The sequence below is a fragment of the Megasphaera hutchinsoni genome (genome assembly GCF_001553405.1).
GTDB classification, from domain to species: Bacteria; Bacillota; Negativicutes; order Veillonellales; family Megasphaeraceae; genus Megasphaera; species Megasphaera hutchinsoni.
The window spans coordinates 30,297-52,857 of the sequence record NZ_KQ960928.1 but is presented as its reverse complement, the minus strand read 5'-3'; the positions used below and the strand labels follow the sequence as shown (position 1 = coordinate 52,857).

The following is a 22,561-nucleotide window of genomic DNA, read 5'->3' as shown; positions in this document are numbered from 1 at the left end:
CTTAAAACTGTGCCAAAAAACGCATGTCATTTTCATAAAACAGCCGTAAATCATCAATACCATATGTAAGCATCGCAATGCGTTCTACACCCATACCAAAGGCAAATCCATTGACAACGGTCGGATCATACCCATTCAGTCGTAAAACATTAGGATGAACCATACCACAACCTAAAATTTCTAACCACCCTGTATGCGAGCATACGCGGCAGCCCGAACCACCACACATGACACAAGAAATATCCACTTCTGCACTAGGTTCCGTAAAGGGAAAATAACTCGCACGAAAACGAACTTTCGTTGATGCGCCAAAGATTTCACGTAAAAAATCTTCTAACATACCTTTTAAATCAGAAAAACGGATGTGCTTATCTACAATAAGTCCTTCCATTTGTTGAAAGACCGGTGAATGGGTAGCATCATAATCCCAGCGGTATACCTTTCCAGGTACAATAACTTTCACCGCTTCATTCGCTGCGTGCTGCTGTAATACGCGGGCTTGCATAGGCGATGTATGCGTACGCAACAAAATAGAATCAGTAATATACATCGAATCTTGCATATCTCTTGCAGGATGATCATCAGGAAAATTCAAACATTGAAAATTATAATAATCTGTTTCTATTTCCGGGCCTTCTACTAAGGAAAATCCCATTCGCAAAAAAGCCTGTTCCATCTTTTTCCGCGTAATATGCAAAGGATGTTCATGTCCTATTGCGGAAATTCTTCCAGGTAAGGTAATATCTATCGTTTCTGATTGCAAGCGTTGGGCTAATTCTTGTGCCTTTACTTCTTCACGACGTGCTTCAATCCATTGTTCCACTTCAGTACGTGTCGCATTAACCAACTGTCCAAAGGCAGGGCGTTCTTCAGGGGACAAATTTTTCATGTTTTTCATCAATCCCGTAATTTCCCCTTTTTTACCTAAATACTTAACCCGTATGTCTTGTACATCCTGTATTTTTTTACATGCGGCTAGTTGTTTTTTTACCTCTGCCTTGAGGTTTTCCATATTTGTCTGCATATTCCTACCTCCTAAAAAAAAAGATTTCTACCCCTCAAGGGGCAGAAATCTATTCTGCGGTACCACCCTAACAAATTCTCAGGTGCTCAATAACGGGAGCTCCCGTTTTGCCTACTCCATTCAACAAAAAGCTCAAAAGTGAACGTATAAGATTTCAACGTAACGTTTCTCAATCAATGAACGCTTTTCCTGTATCGCGAAAATATCTTATACCCTCTTTATCATCACTATATTAACCATATTGTAGTTATTATATCAATATAATGTCTTATTAGCAATAACCATTCGCTGAATTTGGTTAGTACCTTCGTAAATTTGCATAATTTTAGCATCACGCATGTATTTTTCAACAGGATAATCTTTCATATATCCATATCCACCCATAACTTGTACAGCATTAGTAGTAACACGCATAGCTACATCTGATGCATAGCATTTTGCCATAGCTGCCTGTCGACTAAAATCAACACCTTGATCACGCATCCAGCATGCTTTTTGCACCATCATACGTGCCGCCTCTACTTCAATCGCCATATCCGCTATCATCTGCTGTACCATTTCAAAAGATGCAATAGGTTTACCAAATTGTACCCGCACCTTAGCATATTCACTACACGCTTTAAATGCTGCATCAGCAATACCGACGGATACAGCACCGACTAAAGGACGTGCTGCATCTAATGTGTTCATAGCAATTCTAAATCCCTGTCCTTCTCTTCCCAAACGCTGTTCTACGGGAATAAAGCAATCTTGAAAAATTAATTCGGTCGTATTAGAAGCGCGAATCCCCATTTTATTTTCCGCTTTACCAATCATAAATCCAGGTGTACCCTTACGTACAATAAACGCTGTCAAGCCACGTATGCCACCAGTTTTACGCGTATTAGCAAACACGACAAACATTTCTGCCAAAGCACCATTGGTAATAAAACACTTCGTTCCATTTAAAACATAGCCACTGCCATCATCTGTCTTTATTGCCCGCGTAGATACAGAACCTGCATCTGATCCTGTTCCCGGTTCCGTCAAGGCAAAAGCCGCTAACCGTTCACCATTAATCACATCAAAATATTGTTTCTTTTGTTCCGCTGTCCCTGCAATAATAACCGGATACGATGCCAAAGCATTAGCTGCTACAGTCGTAGCAACACCAGCACATCCCTTACCTAATTCTTCATACAGTGCAGCAATAGTAACCGTATCTAATCCAATTCCGCCATACTCTTCAGGAATAACTACACCTAGCAACCCTTGTGCTGCTAATTTTTCTAAAAGGCCGTCATGAAGTTTTTCCGTTTCATCCATTTCTGCCGCATAGGGAGCTATTTCCTTTTCCACCAGTGCACGCACCGTACGAATTATATCTTGTTGTTCTTCCGTATACGAAAAATTTATCATTTTACCAACCTTCCTTTAATTCCCTTTTTTGTCTTTTTGTAATATATAAAAGGACGCACGTCCCTTTACCACTAACTCTGTTCGTTCATTAAAAAACTCACATTCTACAACAACCGTCCGTGTTCCTTCACGGAGTACCTTACCAACCCCTAATATTCGACTTTCCACAGAAATAGGACGAATATAATTCATATTAATTTCAAGCGTTGTCACATGATGCCCTAATGTTCGACAAGCGATCCCCATCACGCTATCACAAAAAGATGCCAAAATGCCACCTGATGCAATTCCCTGCGTATTAACAAATTTGGGTACAATACGAAATTCTAAAATAGCTAACCCTCGCGATAACCGTTTAAAAACAAATGGTAACTGCTTATAATAAGGGGCCTTATTGATTATTTCATGTGTAATATATTCCCAAATCTTTTTTTCTTGCTCTCTCTTTTCTTCTATATTCATACCTTCACCCATTTGCCGTCGTAGACATAACAAAAAAAGTACCACGTCCATGTGCTAAATACCGTTTGTTATTATCATAAAAATCACAAAGACCTACGACAGTCGTTCTACCTTGATGAATTAAATGGACATGTGCATAAATAATTGTATCTTGTAATGCTGGCGACAAATAATTCATTGCCAAATCTAACGTCACTACAACTTTACCGCAAGCCTTACAAGCTAATGCCATCGCCGAATCAGCCATTGCATACAAAACGCCACCATACATAGTTTGATTAGGATTATTCCAAGTTACCCCTTTATTGTGAAATGTCAGAACCAACTTATCATCTTCTGCTTCTATCACTTGAAAATGCATAAAAGAATCAAATGGATTTTGTTGTATTTCTGCATTTAATAACTTGATATCTATTTTCATAAATATCCCCCTGCAAGTAAATAAACACTTTTTTATTTTACTATACGTAGTATAAAACGTCAAATTTAAAGCAAAAAAAAAAGCTATGTCGAAACACAGCTTTTTCCAATACGCTTGACCTGGTCTTTACCCCCACACTCGCCTGCTGGAACTTTCGCTCTTAGATGTTCATCCCCCACTACTCACTCTCTCGTTTTATACGGCAGGACTTACTTCTAGGCCGCACTATGATCGGAATTTTCTAAAATTCCTTACGTGGATCGCTTTGCCTGCGACTGGCATCGACTTTCAACCACAAACACGTATCTTCTTTAGTATACGTAATACATAAATATATTGTCAAGATAATACGCTATACCTTATAAACTTATGAGGATACACGGATAAATTGACTAAACACATAATTTCCATAGGCCAACCCCAAATCGCTAAGACAAACTCCATCTTGTGTTTTCTCCAATAATCCTTGCGTACATAAACGCTCTATTTCCTTCCCAAATTCATCTTCTATATTCGTCTGAAACTGCTTATAAAACGCTTGATAAGATATCCCCCGCTGCATACGCAAAGCTAAATAACAAAAATCTTCCATCCCCTGTTGAGGAGAAACCTCAAATTGATGAAAAATACATTTATCTTGATTACTATAACGAATATATTGTGCTATACTGCGTACATTTTCCCAGCGCCGCCTTCCATCAAAAGAATGTGCCGCTGCACCAAAGCCAATATAAGGAAGATATTTCCAATACTTACTATTGTGAATAGATTCATAGTTTTCTTTAGCATAAGACGAGATTTCATAATGATAAAATCCCCATTCAGCCATTTTAGAAAATAAGATAGTTTTCATTTGCTCTACCGTCTCTTCCATTGGCAACAATATACTACCTTGTTGCACTTGCCGGTATAATAAGGTATGTTCTTCTACAATAAGGCTGTAAATAGACGCATGAGTCACGGGAATAGTGGGAATCATCTCGATGTCTTGTTGAAACATTTCCACGGTTTGTTCAGGTAACCCATACATCAAATCTAAAGAAATATTCGTAATCCCCGTTTTAGGAATCCCTTCAAACAGTTGATATGCCATCTTCCCTGTATGAGGGCGACCTAAATATCGTAATACATCATCTTGAAAAGATTGTACCCCCACCGAAAGGCGATTGACACCGATTGTCGCTAACTGACGACACATATCAAGCGTAAGACTATCGGGATTAGCTTCTACTGTAATTTCCGCATCTTCGGACACAATAAATTGGTGCCGTAAACAAACCAGTACTTTTTCTAATAGAGCCACTGGCAAAAGAGATGGTGTTCCCCCGCCAAAATAAATTGTATCAGCGTGCCGTTCCCCCTGATATGTTTCGATTTCTCGACATACGGCCTGAATATATTCCTCGTACAGTGATTCACAGCCACTATACGAGGGAAAATCGCAATAGGCACACTTGCTAATACAAAATGGAATGTGAACATACACCCCAATCACGATTCATCAACCTTTAATACCGCCATAAAGGCTTCTTGCGGAATTTCTACCGTCCCAAACTGTTTCATCCGTTTTTTGCCTTCCTTTTGCTTTTCTAAAAGCTTACGTTTACGTGTTATATCTCCGCCATAACATTTAGCCAAGACATCCTTTCGCAGTGCAGCCACATTTTCACGGGCGATAATCTTATTACCAATAGCTGCTTGTACAGGAATTTGAAACAGTTGCCGCGGTATAAGACTTCGCAATTTTTCAACTAATGCACGCCCACGCCGAGCCGCAAAATCACGATGAACAATAACACTTAATGCATCCACTACTTCGCCATTTAAAAGAACGTCCATCTTCACCATCGGTGATTCTTGATACCCATGTAACGCATAATCTAACGAAGCATACCCTCTCGTAGCTGATTTTAATGTGTCAAAATAATCATATAAAATTTCACATAAAGGCAAATCATATACTAAGGAAACACGAGTATCATCTAAATAATCCATGGTAATATACTGACCACGACGATGTTGTGAAATTTCCATTACTGTTCCGACCATTTCTTTAGGAATAATAATGGTTGTTTTTACCAACGGCTCTTCCACATGATCTACCTTTGTCATATCCGGCATAAGCGAGGGATTATCGACAGGAACCATCGTCCCATCAGTACAATATACATGATAAATAACCGATGGTGCCGTAGTGATTAGCGTCAATCCATATTCTCGTTCTAACCGCTCACGAATAACATCCATATGCAACAAACCCAAAAAACCACATCTAAAACCAAACCCTAAAGCCGTAGATGTTTCTGGTTCAAATAACAAAGCCGCATCATTGAGATGTAACTTTTCCAAAGCATCCCGTAGCGCATCGTATTCATTCGTTTCAATAGGATATAAGCCACAATACACCATCGGCACAGCTTTACGATATCCTGGAAGCGGTTCAGCCGCCGGTTTATCAACTAACGTAACCGTATCCCCTACACGGCAGTCACGAACATTTTTCATGCTCGCAGCAAAATATCCTACACTCCCACATTCCAGTGAAGAAACTGCATGCATTTGTGGTAAAAATACGCCCGTTTCAATGACTTCAAAAGTTTTATTCGTTGCCATCATACGAATTTTTTGACCTGGTCGGATACTCCCTTCCATAACACGCACATTGGCAATAGCTCCCTTGTAAGAATCAAAATGGGAGTCAAAAATTAATGCTCTCAATGGTTTATCACTCGCTTCAGGTGGTGCTGGAATATGCGTTACAATCGCCTCTAGCACCTCATCGATACCTTCTCCGGTTTTAGCACTCACAAGAATAGCCTCAGAAGCATCCAAGCCAATAACATCTTCTATTTCATGTCGTACCCGTTCTGGATCAGCACTAGGTAGGTCAATTTTATTTATGACAGGAATAATTTCTAAATCATGTTCTAATGCTAAATATACATTGGCTAGTGTTTGTGCCTCTACCCCTTGTGTCGCATCGACAATCAATAAAGCACCTTCACACGCAGCCAAACTACGCGATACTTCATAGTTAAAATCAACATGCCCAGGCGTATCAATTAAATTCAAGCAATACTGTTGTCCATCTTTCGCATCATATATCAGCCGTGCTGACTGTGCTTTAATTGTTATACCTCGTTCACGCTCTAAATCCATCGTATCTAATAGCTGTGCTTCCATTTCGCGTTGTGATACCGTTCCTGTTCGTTCTAATAAGCGATCTGCCAATGTTGATTTACCATGATCAATATGTGCAATAATAGAAAAATTACGAATATATTTCGTCGTCACCGTTATTACTCCTTTTATTTAATAATACCGCCACCCAATACACGCTCTCCCGTTTGGACATCATACAATACTAAGGCCTGACCAGATGTAACTGCCCGTTGCGGTTGCTGAAATTCAACGTATGTCATTCCTTCTGTTGACGGATATACTTGACACAACGCTTCCTTTGCAGCATATCGAATTTTCCCTAATGCAACAAAGGGTTTCGTTGGAATTTCTTCTACCCACGAAACCTCATGAATAGGAACATGTGTCGTAAACAATTCTTTTTCAGAACCAACAATAACCTGATTATGAGCTACATTTAAGGCAATAACATAATAAGGGCCTCCTGGTCCCCCTAACTGTAAGCCTCGTCTTTGTCCTATCGTATAACAAGGAATGCCTTGATGTCTACCTATAACTTTTCCCGTCGTGTCCACAAAATCACCTGGCTGAAAACAGGCAGGAACACGTTTACGTAAAAAAGATTTATAATCATTATCTGGAATAAAACAAATATCTTGACTCTCCGGTTTATTGAATACAGGTAATTTCCATTCTGCTGCCAACGCCCGCGTATCTGCCTTCGCAAAGTCCGCCATAGGAAACAACAAATGAGGCAATACTTCTTGAGTCAACTGATATAAAACATACGATTGATCTTTTTTGCGATCCGCTCCTCGTAGCAACGAATATACTTGTCTATCCTTATCGTAAACAATGCGTGCATAATGCCCCGTAGCTAAAAAATCCGCACCAAATTGCTTTGCTTGTTCCCACAACAAACCAAATTTAATCCACTTATTACAAGCAATACATGGATTCGGCGTTTTCCCCTGCGTATACGCTTCTACAAAATAAGAAATAACATCTTGCGAAAAAACCTGTCGAAAATCTAAAGTATAATGAGGAATTCCTAATACATCAGCCACTTCTTTCGCATCATCTACAGATGCGAGAGAACAGCACGCATGAATATTATCGGTTACAACACAAGTATTCTCTTCTTCCCATAACCGTAAAGTAATCCCAATCACATCAAAACCTTGTTTCTTTAATAAGCCAGCCGTAACAGAGCTATCCACCCCACCACTCATTGCTACTGCTACACATTGTTTCATATCCTTGCTCCTTTATCAAAAACCGCGGCGATATCTTTCATAACCGCAATAAAGCGATCCACTTCCGTCTCCGTTGTTTCTTTTCCTAGCGAAATACGCAAACTTCCCTTTAACCACTTTGAAGATATCCCCATCGCTTGTAATACATGTGAAGCTTGAGCTGCTCCCGCTTCACACGCAGACCCAGCCGATACAGCAATCCCTGCTCGATCCAGACGAATCAATAAAACGGCACTATCACATTCAGCCATACTAAAATTCATAATATGGGGTGCACTATTCTCTAAAGTTCCATTATAACGTACATTCTTGGTAGATACAATAAATTCTTGGAAAATACGTTTTTTTAACCGAAATACGTGTTCAGACCATTCTTGACGATGGGCTTCTACCAACTTAACAGCCGAGCCAAGACCAACAATTGCTGGTACATTTTCTGTTCCCGCATGCAACCGATGTTCTTGTGGTCCGCCAAAGGAATTAGCATGTACCTGTATGCCTGGTCGAATATACAACACACCTATACCTTTAGGTCCGTATATTTTGTGTCCACAAATCGTCAACAAATCAATATGCATACGCTTTGGCTGTATATTGATATATCCAAATGCTTGTACGGCATCTACGTGAAAAGCAATGCCCAATTCATGTGCTAACATGCCAATTTGTTTTATCGGCTGAATCATGCCAGTTTCGTTATTTACGGCCATAACCGAAATAAGTACTGTATTTTTCTGACAAGCCGCTCTAACTGTCTGTATGTCTACGCGTCCATCCGCCTGAACTGGCAAAAACGTAACTTCATAACCTTGTGTAGCTAACCACTCAAAGGTACGTAACACTGCATGATGTTCAATAGCCGTGGTTATAATATGACCACCTTTAGGAAAATTAGCACGCAAATATCCTAAAATAGCTAAATTATCAGCTTCTGTTCCCCCTGCCGTGAAAACAATATCCTGATTTTTTACAGCTAAAGCCTTTGCAACAATTTCTCTTGACCGTTGAACAGCTGCACGTGCTTGCTGTCCAAAATAATGCAGACTCGATGGATTTCCATATTGTGCGGTTAAATAAGGAAGCATATCCTCTAATACCTGTTTATCTAAAGGCGTTGCCGCCGCATAATCCAAATAAATTCGTTCCATTATATATTTTTTAAATTCCTCTCTTCCATAACCTAACCAAGCCAATTTATATCAAGTGATACAAATAAAGGACCCGTTTCCTTGGAAGCGGATCCTCTTATTCTTCCTATGTATTAAAAGCTATATCCTACCCCTACTTGTACTCCTTTGACCGTATCCTTATATCCTGCCGCATCCACCTTGCTATTACGATATTGAACATGTGCATCAATACCAGGTAATACGGGATATCCCACACCAACTACATACGATTGGGTTCGATTTCCTAAGCCAATATTAGCATATCCTTTGAATCGATAAGGTAAGTCCATTTCTCCCCGTACCCCAAATTGGTATCCCGAAGCACTCCGATAAGTCCCCTCAACTTCCGTTTGGATATACGCCCCACCAGCATAGGCAGTAAGATTATCCGTCAAATGATATCCGCCAGTTACATATTGTTCTTGAATATGATTTCCCGTATTTCCACGGGCATAATGATGACTATACTGTACATTCCATTTAGGTGTCACCGTATAGATAACATCGCCACCTGCAAAATGATTATTTGCTGGACGGGATCCCTCTTTTTGCTGTAATCCATAATTTACATTTACTTTTAACGTACCCGGTGCAGCTGCATTTACAGAATATAACCCCATTGTACTACCCATGAGTCCTATTACTACTGTACCCGCTAACAATATCCTTTTCATATCAATACCCTCCCACGCATATAATACTACATTTAGTATACTCTATCCTAACGAAAATATAAAGTATTATGCTATTCCATTTTCCATACAACATTGCTTATACATATGCCATACCTGATCTACTGTAATTTGTGCCATACACTGTGCATCTTTTATTTTAGGATGCCAAACGGTAGCTCTAGATGTCGGTGATATAATAGTATGAATATGTGCATTATCAGTTCCATAATAGGGTGCACTTCGTTCTGCACAAGTCGTACCAAATAACGCAATTAACGGTCGTTTTAGTGCATTAGCAATATGCAATGGACCTGTATCAGCACTAATAAATAAAGCCCCTTGCTGGATAACCGCCATCATTTCTTTTATCGTTGTTTTCCCCATATAGTTTTTAATAAAAGGATGCTGAAGACCTTCTAGTAAGACATCTCCTTTTTTCTTATCGCCTTTACTGCCTAATAAAACCACCGATACTTGCTGCGAAATAAGTCGCTGTATAAACTGCCGCCAATATAAAACAGGCCACTCTTTTAACTCCCAGCGACTTCCTGGCACAATAACAACATATGGTTTATGTAAACCATCTTTTTGTAAACGGTATGTCATAGTTTTCTTTTCTTTTGCAAAATCAGGCAAAGGGAATGCCACCGTATTCACCTTCCCCCCCAACACACGCACTGTATCCAAATAACGTTCAATCAAATTTCCATGTTGATATTTTCCAATCAACGGGGTACTAATCGCAGCACTCCCTTCTTGTAATTCCCAAAACCCTACTCTTCGTTTTGCGCCACTACACAAAGCAACGCCACCACTTTTAGCCCATCCTTGCAAATCTAAGGAAAGATCAAAATCATAAGCCCGTAATTGTTTATGCAGGTTCCACCAATATAAAGGATTTATAAACTGCCGTTCATCAATATATACAACTTCATCAATATAAGGTTTTCCTGGTAAAATATCGCGAAATTGTTTATGCACAGCCCAAACAATGCGTGCTTGTGGCCAATTATTTCGTATTGCATATAAAGTCGGTAAAGTATGAATAATATCTCCTAACGAACTCATGCGAATAATCAATATATTCTTATATGATTCCACGTTTCTTCCTTTCTGCCAAAATTCTATTTACAAATTCATATAAATTGTCCCCCATAAATAGATAAGACTCCACACCAGCCCGTTGACCACACTGTATATCACGTACACTATCACCAATAAGAAAAGATCTTGTTTTATCAATATCATAATCTTTACATGCTTGTAATACCATGCCTGGTTCAGGTTTACGCCAATCACTTTTCTTATTATAAGCAGGTATCAAGGCTCCCTCTAAATAAGGACAATAATATACTGCTGCAATGTTTCCTCCTGCTCGTGCTACCTCGCTACACATCCAACGATGCAATTGCCGTACAGCCTCTTCAGTATAATATCCTCGAGCAACGCCACTCTGATTCGTTACTACAATATTAGTATACCCTAATAAAGTTAGCCTTTGCAATGTTTCTTTAGCTCCTGGAAGCCAGCAAAATTGCTCCGTTGTCCCGACGTATCCTGAATCAATATTTAATACACCGTCCCGATCAAAAAACGCAGCCTTTCGCATATTTTACTCCTTTTTTAATTTTTATCTCCATAGACACTATGATAAAAAAGAAACAATCCATATAACATATTGTTTCTTTTTATCTATCCCTATTCTTGTTTTTCTTGTTTTTCTTGTCTTTCTTTTTTTTGTACAGCGTAAATTTTTTGAACCAATGCCGTTGTTGAATATCCTGGAGAAAACGGCATAATTTCAACCGATTTAACAAATTCTTTGCCTACCACTTCATCGCGTTGATAATCTCCACCTTTTACCAATATATCTGGTTTTAATACCGACAATACCTTTTCTGGCGTATCTTCCGTAAACAGTACCGCTTCATCGACACACCGTAACGAACGTAATAATAAAAGCCGATCTTCTTCCTTTATAAAGGGTCTTGTTTTTCCCTTTAGCCGCCGCACCGACGCATCTGAATTCACACCGATTACTAAATGGTCTCCCAACAATGCAGCTTCTTGTAAATATACAATATGTCCGCGATGAACTAAATCAAAACAACCATTAGTAAAAACTACCGTTTCACCTGCACGTTGCCAGTTCTTTATTTTTTCCGCTACTTCTTGCCAAGATGACATGTGATTATTTTGATTCTTACGTGCAAAATGCTGTTGCCACCATTGCAATAAATCTTCTTGATGAATAGGATATGTTCCCACTTTAGATACAGCTATCCCTGCAGCAACATTGGATAAAAGCAAACCCGCTTGAATTGATAAATGTCCCACCATAGCGGCCATAAACACCGCTGCTACCGTATCACCAGCACCAGACACATCAAATACTTCTTGTGCGGTCGCTGCATTATTCCACACCTTTCCGTCGTCACGAATCAAGGTTAACCCCTTTTCCGAACGCGTAACCAGGACATGCTTCACCCGATATTGCTCATGTATATTCATCCCCGCTTGCACAACATCTTCATTGGTATTTTCTATGTCATTCCCCAAACATTGCGCCACTTCTTTAATATTGGGAGTAATAAAATCAGCACCCACATATTTTAGCCAATCCACACCTTTAGGATCAACCAATACTAGTATACCCGCTTTTTTTGCCATATGAATTAATGTTTGAGTCAGGTTCGGTGTCAATACACCCTTTTGATAATCAGAAATAATAAGTCCATCTAATCCTGCCTGTATATGTGCTTGCAACCAAGATATAAAATATTTTTCTTCTTCAGCTGTACTATCCGTATAAGCTTCGAAATCCAACCTCAGCATCTGTTGTTGTGCCCCCAAAACACGCATTTTGGTTGTCATCATACAGTGTTTACGTACAAGCACCCCTGAACTTTCGATATTAGCATGCTTAACTATTTCACTAAAAATACATGCATTTTCATCATCGCCTATCGTTCCCGCCAAAGCAACCTGACAATGTAAAAAAGCCAAATTAGCTGCTACATTTGCAGCCCCACCCAAAACAGCTTTCGTGTATTCAACCTTATTCACGGGTACTGGTGCTTCAGGGGAAATGCGTTGCACTTTACCAAATACATACTTATCGAGCATAACATCCCCTATCACGGCAATACGCAACTGCGATAAAGTATATTTTAAAAATTCATCAATATATTGCCCCATTTTACGCTCCACTATTTATGAGTTATCTTCCTTACTCCCCATTAAATGCTTCAATTCTGCCATAAAACTATCCAAATCCGCAAACTGTCTATATACAGAAGCAAAACGAATATAAGCTACTTCATCTACTGTCTTCAATTCATTCAACACGATTTCGCCTATTTTCTCGCTACTAATTTCCTGTAACAACAAATTTCGAATAGTCCGTTCCACCCTATTTACAATATCTTCTATTTGTTGTCTCGTAACGCGTCTTTTATTACATGCACGTAATAGTCCATTAATAATTTTATTCCGATCAAATAACTCTCGATCACCCGTTCGTTTTATTACAACTAATGGCACTTCTTCCACCATTTCATAGGTAGTAAACCGCCGGCGACACACTTGGCATTCACGGCGCCGACGAATTGCACTACCTTCATCAGTAGCACGAGAATCAGTAACTTTTGTCTCTGCACTTTTGCAAAATGGACATCTCATGAATTGTCCCTCCTATATCACAAAAAAAGCAGATCCTATCGGGATCCGCTTTTTATTTATCTCATCCAAGCTGGAATTTCCACACCCGCTGAATTTTTGGAATCAATATTACTTGTGCTATTTTGTCCAAAACTAGGAATCGAAGTAGGCTCTTTTCCAAATCCTGTTGCAACAACAGTAATACGAATGGAGTCTTCCATATCGGGATCAATAACTGAACCAAAAATAATATTAGCATCCGGATCCACCGCTTCAGCAACTTTTTCAGCCGCTTCATTAACTTCATATAAGCTAATATCTTGTCCCCCCGTTACATTAATTAAAATACTCTGAGCACCATCAATACTTGTTTCTAATAAAGCACTATGAATAGCACTATCAACAGCATCAATGGCTCTATTTTCTCCCGATGCAATGCCGATACCCATAATTGCTTCACCTTGATCAGACATAATCGTTTTTACATCAGCAAAATCTAAGTTAATCAGCCCCGTAGTCGTAATTAAATCAGAAATTCCCTGTACCCCTTGACGCAATACATCATCAGCTACTAAAAACGCTTCTTTCAACGGCGTTTTTTTATCAATAATCTGCAGCAACTTATCATTAGGAATCGTAATAATTGTATCTACTTTTTCTTTTAAATAAGCAGCCCCTTTTTCAGCCTGTTCTTTTCTTCTTTTTCCCTCAAAAGCAAACGGCTTTGTTACGACAGCTACAGTTAAAGCACCCATTTCTTTAGCACATTCTGCCACAATAGGAGCTGCACCCGTACCAGTACCACCGCCCATACCAGCAGTAACAAAAACCATATCAGCACCTTGCAACGCCTTCATAATTTCTTCTTTACTTTCTAATGCTGCCTGTTCACCTACTTGCGGATTGGCTCCAGCTCCTAGTCCGCGGGTTAATTTTTCACCAATTTGAATTTTTACATCCGCACGAGATACTTCCAGCACTTGATCTTCCGTATTTACGGAAATAAATTGAACCCCTTGCAACCCACTTTCAATCATTCTATTAACGGCATTATTACCGCCTCCACCGACACCAATTACTTTTATATTTGCAAATTCTGCCATGTTCAAATTTCCTCCTTCAAGACCGCACCCATTCTGCGCAGATTATATTCTTTTTTATTGTACACTATCTTGAAAAATTTTTCTATAATTAATTCAAATAAAACACTATTCTTCTGTCCTTTACCGTTTTATTAAAGGAGCACGAATATCTGTATCAATATATTGCACATGCAATTGCTGTTGTTCCACTTGTCGCAATAAATCCATCGTAATATCTGCCCGTTCGCGTGGATGATCAGCCTTGCCCAGATGAATTGCGATGCTATCACTCGTATATACAACAATATCCGCTGTATCCGCCATGTTTACTTCCGTAATTTTTTCTTGCACAGCTACTGGTAATATCTTTATATATTGCAATACACCCTGTATAGTTGCATCATCTAACGTATCTCCTAATAATACGGCACCCACTTTTTTCCCCGTAATAATTGGTGCCGACACCCCTTTGATTTGTGATGCAGTTTGAATAATCATGCCCGTATCATCTATATAAGCAAATCCAAACATCGTCATAACAAGGGCAATCGGTTTTCGCTCGGTAAGCTGTATCGCAATCGTAAAGGGAAATTTGCGCGTAACCGTTACCTTCCCAACACGCAAATCCTCATGTAATCTGTTTTCCATTTGATTTGGCGATAATTGTACTACATTAACAGGTTTACCCACTCCCGCCGCACGATACACATCACTTTGTTTCATCGTTTCATTGCCATGCACTTCAACTGTACCAAAAGGAATAGGAGCCAATCGCAACAAACACCATCCTATCAAAAAAACAGCAATTACAAGCCATACCTTTCGCTTAACTAAGGGTTTTCTTTTTCTTATTCTCCTTGTTGAAAGACCTTGCCGTGGTACAGAAGTATGCGTTTCTATTTTTTTATGACCAAAGGAAGAATCATATTCCCCCCTTGTCATAACCTCATTGAATGTATCTGACTCAGTCATCCATCTATTATTATCGTCTGTATATTTCATTGTCTTATCCCATATACTTAAAATTTACCAAATGAAGCCTCTTGAAGAATTTGTTCACATAAGTCTTCAAAAGATACCCCCATAGCACGTGCCGCATCTGGCACCAAACTCGTTTCAGTCATACCTGGCACAGTATTAATTTCTAATACAAAAGGTTGTCCCTCGCGATCCATCATCATATCAACCCGAGCCACCCCACGTGCATGGCAAATTTGAAATACCCGATAAGCTAATTCCTGCATTTCTTTTGTTTTTTCTTCTGAAATAGGTGCTGGACACAAATGTTTTGCTATTCCTGGCGTATATTTTGAATAATAATCATATCGCCCTGTTTCAGAAACGATTTGAATAACAGGAAATATTACCTTTCCCATAACCGCTACGGTAAATTCATCTCCATCAATAAATGATTCAACTACAATAGAATCATTATAAGAAAAGGCTTCTTCTAAAGCAGCTCGTAAATCTTCTGCTCGCCGAACAATTACCGTACCAATACTAGATCCTTGACCAGCTGATTTAACGACAACAGGAAAAGAAAAATGTTGTATCACGTCTTGCTGTATTGATTGTATAGATTGTGTTGAAAAATAATACGCAAAAGGAGCCGTTGGGATACCGGCACCAACAAAGGCACATTTACTCATCACTTTGTTCATCCCTACGGCACTAGCCATAACGCCCGAACCCGTATAAGGAATTTCAAGCATTTCACATAATCCCTGCAATACACCATCTTCTCCGTATTTTCCATGTAAAGCATTAAAGACCACATCAATCTGTAATTCTTTCAATTGCTGTGCTAATTGTCTTGGTTCTAATTCCAATATGTCTAAGTGATATCCCTTACCTTGCAATGCGGCTGCAATAGCAGCGCCTGTACGTCGTGATACAGCCGCTTCTGTTGATGGACCGCCTACTACAACAGCGATACGACTTTTTTCATCAAATTTCATATAAGTCTATTCCCCTTTCAGTAACGATATATATGCTTCGCCTACTTTATAAATGTCTCCAGCCCCCATAGTTAAAACTAAATCAAAGGGCTGCACATGTGCTTGTAAGAAAGGAATAATATCTTCTTTATGAGGGATATAGATAGCCTCTTTTCCCGTTTGTTCTTTAATTTTATCAACGATTAACTTGCCCGTTACCCCTGGCATGGGATCTTCATCGGCACCATAAATATCAGTAATAATCAAAATATCCGCTTGTAAAAATGCACTACCAAATTGTTCTAACAATAATTTCGTTCTCGAATACCGATGCGGTTGAAATAAACATATTACCCTATGTGTTCCCATATCACGTGCTGCCGTAAGTGTTGCATTAATTTCAGTAGGATGATGTGCATAATCATCGACAACCCAGATATCATGTACAATTCCCTTCGTTTGAAAACGCCGTTTCGCTCCACGAAAATGACTAAGTGCTGCACGTATATCTGTAAAGGAAATTCCACAATGTAATGCAACTGCAATGGTAGCCAATGCATTAAGCACATTATGCGTACCTGGTATACGAAGGCAGGCCGTTCCCACTAACGTCTGCTTGTGATATACATCAAAATAATGCAATCCCTTTTCATATCGCAATCCTCGTGCCTGATATTCAACATCATCCGAAAAACCATAAGAAATATAATGCCGTCCTATCGTTTTCGCAAGTGCACGAATGCGTTCGTTTTCAAAACAAAGAACCGCCAATCCTTGTACGGGATCTACACGTTGAATGAAATCCTTAAATGCATCTACCACATGTTCTATCGAACCATAATGGTCCATATGATCGGCATCAATATTTGTTACCACTGCAATATATGGTTTTTCCTTCAAAAACGTGCCGTCACTTTCATCCGCTTCAACAATACTATATTCACCTGCACCTAATGTAGAATTACTATGTAAGTAGTCTACTTCGCCACCAATGACAATAGTAGGATCCATTTTACTTTCGATAAAAACTTGCCCCAACATAGATGATGTCGTTGTTTTTCCATGTGCCCCGGCAACAGCAATCGATTTTCCCCAGCTCATAATATAAACCAATGCATCAGAACGATGAATAATAGGAAGCTGTTTTTCTCTAGCTGCAACCAACTCACAATTATCCTGATGAATCGCTGTTGAAACCACTACCACTTCTGCATCTTGTAAATTTTCAGGTCGTTGGCCTATACATATGCGTGCACCCTGTTGTGCAAATCGATCAGTAATATCAGATCGTACACTATCCGATCCAGATACGTCATATCCTTTAGCAATAAAAATATTCGCAATTGCTCGCATACCTGCTCCGCCAATACCAATAAAATGAATTTTTCGTATTGTATGTAAATCTACCACGTATATATCCACTCCTCTTATCTTCAGCTACGACGGTTTGCCATTGTCAATGCTAATTGAGCAATATCATGTGCTGCTTGTGGTTTTCCTAATGCCTTGCTTGCTTTTGCCATCGCCAATAACGCATTTGTATTTTCTTTTAACCGCAATACTTCATCTAATAATTCTTTTCCCGTGAGCATCTTATCTAAAATCATCTTCGCTGCCCCCTGTTTTACTAATTCAAGTGCATTATAACGTTGATGATCTTCTGCTGCATAGGGGTAAGGGATTAAAATAGAGGGCACACCTCGCACTGTCACTTCAGCTAATCCTACCGCCCCAGCACGATACACCACTAGATCTGCTGCGGCCAATGCCTCTGGCATCTGATGCAAATAAGGAATAATAAGACTACCTCGACCATACCTTCCTTTTTCATCCACTTCCGCAAGTGCCTGTACAACTCGTTGATATTCCCCTTCTCCCGTAACATGAATAATTTGAATATCATCCATATCCTTAAAATATTCATGTACCATAAGGGCCGCTGTATTAATAGAACGAGCACCTCTACTACCACCAGCAATCAAGAGAGTAAACGTATCTTTTTTTAAAGATAATGCAGCTCTCCCCTGTTCTTTTGTTACCGTAAGTACTTCTTTACGCACAGGATTACCCGTATAAATTAATCGATCTTTATGGGAAAATCTCTCTGCCGCAGCCTCATACCCCAAAGCAATACAACTAACAAATCTGCTTAAAATGGTATTCGTAACCCCAGGAATCACATTTTGTTCCTGAATAAGCGTAGGTATCTTCCGCATACTGGCTGCTAATAACACGGGTCCACAAACAAATCCGCCTGTACCTATCACAACATTTGGTTTAAATTGATGAATAATATGCATAGCTTGAATAACGCTCTTACCAGTTCGCCCCAACGTAACCACATTTTTCCACGAAATTTTTCGTTCTAATCCTCGCACATCTAACGTAACAAAAGGAATATTTTCTTTGGGAATCAAGGTATTTTCCAGTCCTTGACGCGAACCAACATATAAAAATTCTGTTTTTTCCAATTCCGCAATAGCACGGGCGATGGTAATTGCGGGATAAATATGGCCTCCCGTTCCACCCCCAGAAATAATGACTCGACGCATCTTTTGTCCTCCCTACTATTTACGCCCCTTATAGAGCATTTACAATCCCTTTAAAGACACGACCTCGTTGTTCATAATTATCATACATATCAAAACTAGAGCAAGCCGGAGATAACACTACTGCCTGAGGTGCTTTAGCAATAGAACGTGCTTCCATAATAGCCCGTTCCATACTGTTTCCCATCAGACGAATATCCTTAACGCCAGCCGCTTGTGCTGCTTGAGCAAAACGAGAAGATGCTTCTCCGATAAGAAGTAAGGTGTCCACTTTTTCTTTTACAAGCTTCATAAACTCATCAAGAGATGTCATTTTATCATGTCCACCGGCAATTAAAATAAGATTTCCTGAAAATGCTTCTAAGGCTTTAATCGATGCATCCACATTAGTACCTTTGGAATCATTATAATATGGAACGCCATGAATAACACGCACTTTTTCTAGACGATGTTCTACACCAGAAAAATTCATTATAACCTGACGAATCGTATCTAATGGTACACCTGCCACAAGTGCCAATACCGTTGCAGCTAAATAATTTTGTATATTATGTTTTCCTAATAATGGTAACGTATCAGCCTGACAGATTACCATATCTGCTCCATTATGACGTATGACTAATTGATTATTTTCATAAAAAGCACCTTCTGGCACAGGGCCTTCCGTAGAAAAATAATACACTTGCCCAACCACATGTGCTGCCATTTCTCGTACTCGTGTATCATCATAATTTAAAACCGCTGCGTCTGTTTTTTCTTGATTTTGAAAAATTCTTTCCTTCGCCGCCGCATAAGCTTCCATCGTATGATGTCGTTCTAAATGATCGGGTGTTATATTTAAAACGGTAGCCCCCTTGGCATGTAAAAAATGAGTGCACTCCAATTGAAAGCTCGATAATTCTGCAACAACTACTGCTGTGTTAGGTAAATCCATCACATGCTCTGACAATCCGATTCCGATATTCCCACCTACAACAGTTTGTCTTCCTGCCGCTTTTATCATTTCACCTAACAACGTTGTTGTCGTTGTTTTGCCATTTGTTCCTGTGACACCTAAAATAGTCGCATTCGTCAACTGGCAAGCCACATCCACTTCACTCCAAATAAGCATATGTCGTTTTTTTGCCTCTTGCAATATATCCATGTCAAGAGAAATGACTGGTGACGGAACAACAATATCTACATCTGCCAACAAAGATATATCTTGGGTACCAAAAACACACTGAATGCCTAATTCTGTAAATCCCTTCCACGGTTCTTCCGCTATATCCTGTAGCTTTGCATCATTTAGCAACACCGTTCCTCCATGTTGAGCTATTGCCACTGCCGCAGACCGACCGCTAATCCCCGCACCTAAAACAAGTACTCGTTTGCCTGAAAAATCCATTATACTCATCTTGTACACCCACTTTATATGAACTATCGCATCAATAACGCCATACCACTAATAAAATAGAAAAAATCGCTACTACAGCAGAAAAGAACCAAAAAGCCGAAACTACTTTTACTTCACTCCATCCAGATAATTCAAAATGATGATGAATCGGACTCATTTTAAAAATCCGAACCCCTCTCAATTTAAAAGAAAGAACTTGTAAAATAACCGATAATGCCTCTAGCACATACAATGCACCAACCAGCAATAACAATAACTCCGTTTTCGTTACTATTGCCATTGCTGCTAATGCCCCCCCTAATGCCAGGGATCCTGTATCACCCATAAAAACCTTTGCTGGATGCTGATTAAAATACAGAAAGCCTAAACAAGCTCCCGTAATTACCATAGGAAATAAAGAAAATTGCGTATATCCTAAGGTAAATGCAATAATCACATAAGCAGCAGAAGTAATCGCACATGACCCCGCAGCCAATCCATCTAATCCATCAGTTAAATTAACAGCATTACTAGATCCTACAATCATAAGAAAGACAAAAAAATAATAAAAATCGCCTAAATCTAACTGCAAAGAAGTTCCAGGAATAACCAGTGTCGTTGAAAATGGTGTTGTCAAGTGCAATAATACACAAAAAACAATTGCAACAAGTGCTTGTCCGCATAATTTTTGTTTTGCCGTTAGCCCTAAATTTCTATGTTTTATTGCTTTAATTCCATCATCAAAAAAACCAATTGCCCCATTGCCTAAAAACAAAATCATCGCTAACCATTGACGACTTTCCACAGAATGAAAAATAAACATCGCCAAAACCATGGTTATCAGCGTAGATCCAATAAGTAAAATACCACCCATCGTTGGCGTTCCCTCTTTTTGCTTATGACTCGCTGGACCCTCTAAACGTTCAGACTGACGTGCTTTTGCTTTTTTTAATTGTTGTATAAGTGGCCTACCCAAAAATAATGAAATAACCAGGCTAGCCAAAAATCCAAATAGCAATATGGCTATCATACATTCTACATCCCTTCAAAATACGCAAGTACTTTTTCCATACTAAATCCGCGCGAGCCTTTTAATAATATAATTGCTCCCGGCGACAAATGCTCTTTTATTTTACTTGCTGCTTCTTGATGTGTTTTCACTTCATATACCGCTGTCATACCCGCTTTTCTCGCTGCTCTAGCACTTGCAGCTGCTAGTTCTCCTAACGTAATTAACACATCAATATTCGCTTGTACCACGGCAGCCCCAAGTGCTTCGTGTTCACTCACAGACCACTCTCCCAATTCTAACATGCCCCCCAGTACGGCTATCTTTTTCCCTCTCGGTAACATCGACAAGGTTTGAATTGCCGCCATCATGGAAGCAGGATTGGCATTATACGCGTCATTAATAAACGTATATGAACCAATATGTATTAATTCTTCCCGCATGGGAACACCTTTATATTCACTTAATCCACGTATCATTTGATTTTCACTTAATCCTAATAGCCTTCCCGTAGCAATTGCCGCCAAAGCATTATAGACATGGTGTTTTCCTAGCACAGGTATTTTAACTTCAAATCCTTGATCAAAACACCGACACATAAACGAAACACCTTTTTCACTGACCCGTATTCGTTCTGCCTGCACAGCCGCTTCACACGATACCCCATAGCCAATAACCTTCCCTTTACATACATTTGACATAGCAGCAACACGAGAATCATCCTGATTCAAAATCGCTATTCCTTCTTCCGACAGTGCTTCTACCAATTCAGCTTTTGCCCGTGCAATATTTTCAATAGAACCTAATAACTCAATATGGCTTTTTCCCACATTCGTGACTACCCCAACGGTGGGTTCAGCAATAGAAGCCAGTGCTGCGATTTGTCCTAATCCACGCATTCCCATTTCAACCACACAAACCTCATGTGTTTTATCTAACTGCAATAACGTTTTCGGTAAACCAATTTCATTATTAAAATTCTTCTCCGTTTGGCATACATTGAACTTTTGCGATAAAACAGTTGAAATAATATTGCGTGTTGATGTTTTTCCTACTGATCCCGTAACCGCAATAACCGGTATAGAAAATCTCCGCCGATGAAACTGTGCTAACTGCTGATATGCTTGCAACGTATCAGCTACCAAAAAGACAATCGCATCCAAAGACCTATATTCCGGTCTATTTTCAGAAACAACGATACCCGTTGCTCCTTTTTTCACCGCCTCCAAAACAAAGTCATGACCATTGAACCGGTCTCCTGTTAACGCCACAAATAACGATTGTTGTGCCAATGTACGTGTATCCGTATCTACATGTTGAAAAACTTCTGACCGCGATTTAGGTGCCATCAGCACTTGTGCTTTTGTTACTTCCTTTACTTCCTGTACTGTAAATGTTGCCATA

General features: G+C 39.4%; 21 protein-coding genes. All 21 read right to left on the bottom strand.

The annotated features are described in order from the left end of the window. Position 1: 1 nt before the first annotated feature. Positions 2–1,024 carry a phenylalanine--tRNA ligase subunit alpha gene (gene pheS, locus HMPREF3182_RS01270; RefSeq protein WP_062485051.1) on the bottom strand — a complete coding sequence of 341 codons (1,023 nt, stop codon included), beginning with the start codon at positions 1,022–1,024 and terminating at the stop codon, positions 2–4. A 255-nt stretch (positions 1,025–1,279) separates the two neighbouring features. Further along, entirely contained in the window at positions 1,280–2,422 is a 1,143-nt protein-coding gene (locus HMPREF3182_RS01265) for an acyl-CoA dehydrogenase family protein (protein ID WP_288822786.1), read from the bottom strand. Positions 2,423–2,437: 15 nt separating this feature from the next. Beyond that, on the bottom strand, positions 2,438–2,884 hold the full coding sequence (locus HMPREF3182_RS01260) for a PaaI family thioesterase (protein WP_062485087.1): 447 nt from the start codon (positions 2,882–2,884) through the stop codon (positions 2,438–2,440). A 4-nt stretch (positions 2,885–2,888) separates the two neighbouring features. Further along, complete coding sequence (locus tag HMPREF3182_RS01255; RefSeq protein WP_206445527.1) at positions 2,889–3,305, bottom strand: PaaI family thioesterase; 417 nt, start codon at positions 3,303–3,305, stop codon at positions 2,889–2,891. Positions 3,306–3,672: 367 nt separating this feature from the next. Continuing rightward, positions 3,673–4,800 (bottom strand): radical SAM family heme chaperone HemW, encoded by a 1,128-nt coding sequence (gene hemW, locus HMPREF3182_RS01250; protein WP_082718171.1) that lies wholly within the window; start codon positions 4,798–4,800, stop codon positions 3,673–3,675. After that, complete coding sequence (gene lepA / locus HMPREF3182_RS01245) at positions 4,797–6,599, bottom strand: translation elongation factor 4 (RefSeq protein WP_062485047.1); 1,803 nt, start codon at positions 6,597–6,599, stop codon at positions 4,797–4,799. Before lepA ends, hemW begins: the two co-directional genes overlap by 4 nt. A 14-nt stretch (positions 6,600–6,613) precedes the next feature. After that, positions 6,614–7,702, bottom strand: a complete 1,089-nt coding sequence (gene mnmA / locus HMPREF3182_RS01240) for a tRNA 2-thiouridine(34) synthase MnmA (protein WP_062485043.1) — start codon at positions 7,700–7,702, stop codon at positions 6,614–6,616. Beyond that, positions 7,699–8,850 (bottom strand): cysteine desulfurase family protein, encoded by a 1,152-nt coding sequence (locus HMPREF3182_RS01235; protein WP_062485083.1) that lies wholly within the window; start codon positions 8,848–8,850, stop codon positions 7,699–7,701. Before HMPREF3182_RS01235 ends, mnmA begins: the two co-directional genes overlap by 4 nt. 113 nt (positions 8,851–8,963) lie before the next feature. Continuing rightward, positions 8,964–9,545, bottom strand: coding sequence for an outer membrane beta-barrel protein (locus HMPREF3182_RS01230; RefSeq protein ID WP_062485041.1), 582 nt, complete (start codon positions 9,543–9,545; stop codon positions 8,964–8,966). A 66-nt stretch (positions 9,546–9,611) separates the two neighbouring features. Then, on the bottom strand, positions 9,612–10,646 hold the full coding sequence (locus tag HMPREF3182_RS01225) for a glycosyltransferase family 9 protein (RefSeq protein WP_007392282.1): 1,035 nt from the start codon (positions 10,644–10,646) through the stop codon (positions 9,612–9,614). Next, on the bottom strand, positions 10,633–11,154 hold the full coding sequence (locus HMPREF3182_RS01220) for a D-glycero-alpha-D-manno-heptose-1,7-bisphosphate 7-phosphatase (protein ID WP_007392217.1): 522 nt from the start codon (positions 11,152–11,154) through the stop codon (positions 10,633–10,635). Before HMPREF3182_RS01220 ends, HMPREF3182_RS01225 begins: the two co-directional genes overlap by 14 nt. Positions 11,155–11,243: 89 nt before the next feature. Further along, entirely contained in the window at positions 11,244–12,743 is a 1,500-nt protein-coding gene (locus tag HMPREF3182_RS01215; protein ID WP_062485039.1) for a PfkB family carbohydrate kinase, read from the bottom strand. Positions 12,744–12,758: 15 nt separating this feature from the next. Continuing rightward, positions 12,759–13,226: a transcriptional regulator NrdR gene (gene nrdR / locus HMPREF3182_RS01210; protein WP_007392206.1), complete on the bottom strand. Its 468-nt coding sequence runs from the start codon at positions 13,224–13,226 to the stop codon at positions 12,759–12,761. 56 nt (positions 13,227–13,282) lie between these two features. Then, positions 13,283–14,308: a cell division protein FtsZ gene (gene ftsZ, locus HMPREF3182_RS01205; RefSeq protein ID WP_007392250.1), complete on the bottom strand. Its 1,026-nt coding sequence runs from the start codon at positions 14,306–14,308 to the stop codon at positions 13,283–13,285. Positions 14,309–14,428: 120 nt separating this feature from the next. Further along, entirely contained in the window at positions 14,429–15,289 is an 861-nt protein-coding gene (locus tag HMPREF3182_RS01200; protein ID WP_235808615.1) for a cell division protein FtsQ/DivIB, read from the bottom strand. 17 nt (positions 15,290–15,306) lie between these two features. Further along, positions 15,307–16,245, bottom strand: a complete 939-nt coding sequence (locus tag HMPREF3182_RS01195; protein ID WP_062485036.1) for a D-alanine--D-alanine ligase family protein — start codon at positions 16,243–16,245, stop codon at positions 15,307–15,309. Positions 16,246–16,251: 6 nt separating this feature from the next. Next, positions 16,252–17,634 (bottom strand): UDP-N-acetylmuramate--L-alanine ligase, encoded by a 1,383-nt coding sequence (murC, locus tag HMPREF3182_RS01190; protein ID WP_062485034.1) that lies wholly within the window; start codon positions 17,632–17,634, stop codon positions 16,252–16,254. A 23-nt stretch (positions 17,635–17,657) separates the two neighbouring features. Then, a complete protein-coding gene (murG, locus tag HMPREF3182_RS01185; RefSeq protein ID WP_062485033.1) occupies positions 17,658–18,776 on the bottom strand; it encodes an undecaprenyldiphospho-muramoylpentapeptide beta-N-acetylglucosaminyltransferase in 1,119 nt (372 codons plus the stop codon). A 28-nt stretch (positions 18,777–18,804) separates the two neighbouring features. Further along, on the bottom strand, positions 18,805–20,169 hold the full coding sequence (murD, locus tag HMPREF3182_RS01180) for a UDP-N-acetylmuramoyl-L-alanine--D-glutamate ligase (RefSeq protein ID WP_062485031.1): 1,365 nt from the start codon (positions 20,167–20,169) through the stop codon (positions 18,805–18,807). A 31-nt stretch (positions 20,170–20,200) separates the two neighbouring features. Then, positions 20,201–21,178, bottom strand: a complete 978-nt coding sequence (gene mraY / locus HMPREF3182_RS01175) for a phospho-N-acetylmuramoyl-pentapeptide-transferase (RefSeq protein ID WP_062485029.1) — start codon at positions 21,176–21,178, stop codon at positions 20,201–20,203. A gap of 5 nt (positions 21,179–21,183) precedes the next feature. After that, positions 21,184–22,560, bottom strand: a complete 1,377-nt coding sequence (locus HMPREF3182_RS01170) for a UDP-N-acetylmuramoyl-tripeptide--D-alanyl-D-alanine ligase (RefSeq protein ID WP_062485027.1) — start codon at positions 22,558–22,560, stop codon at positions 21,184–21,186. Position 22,561: the final 1 nt, after the last annotated feature.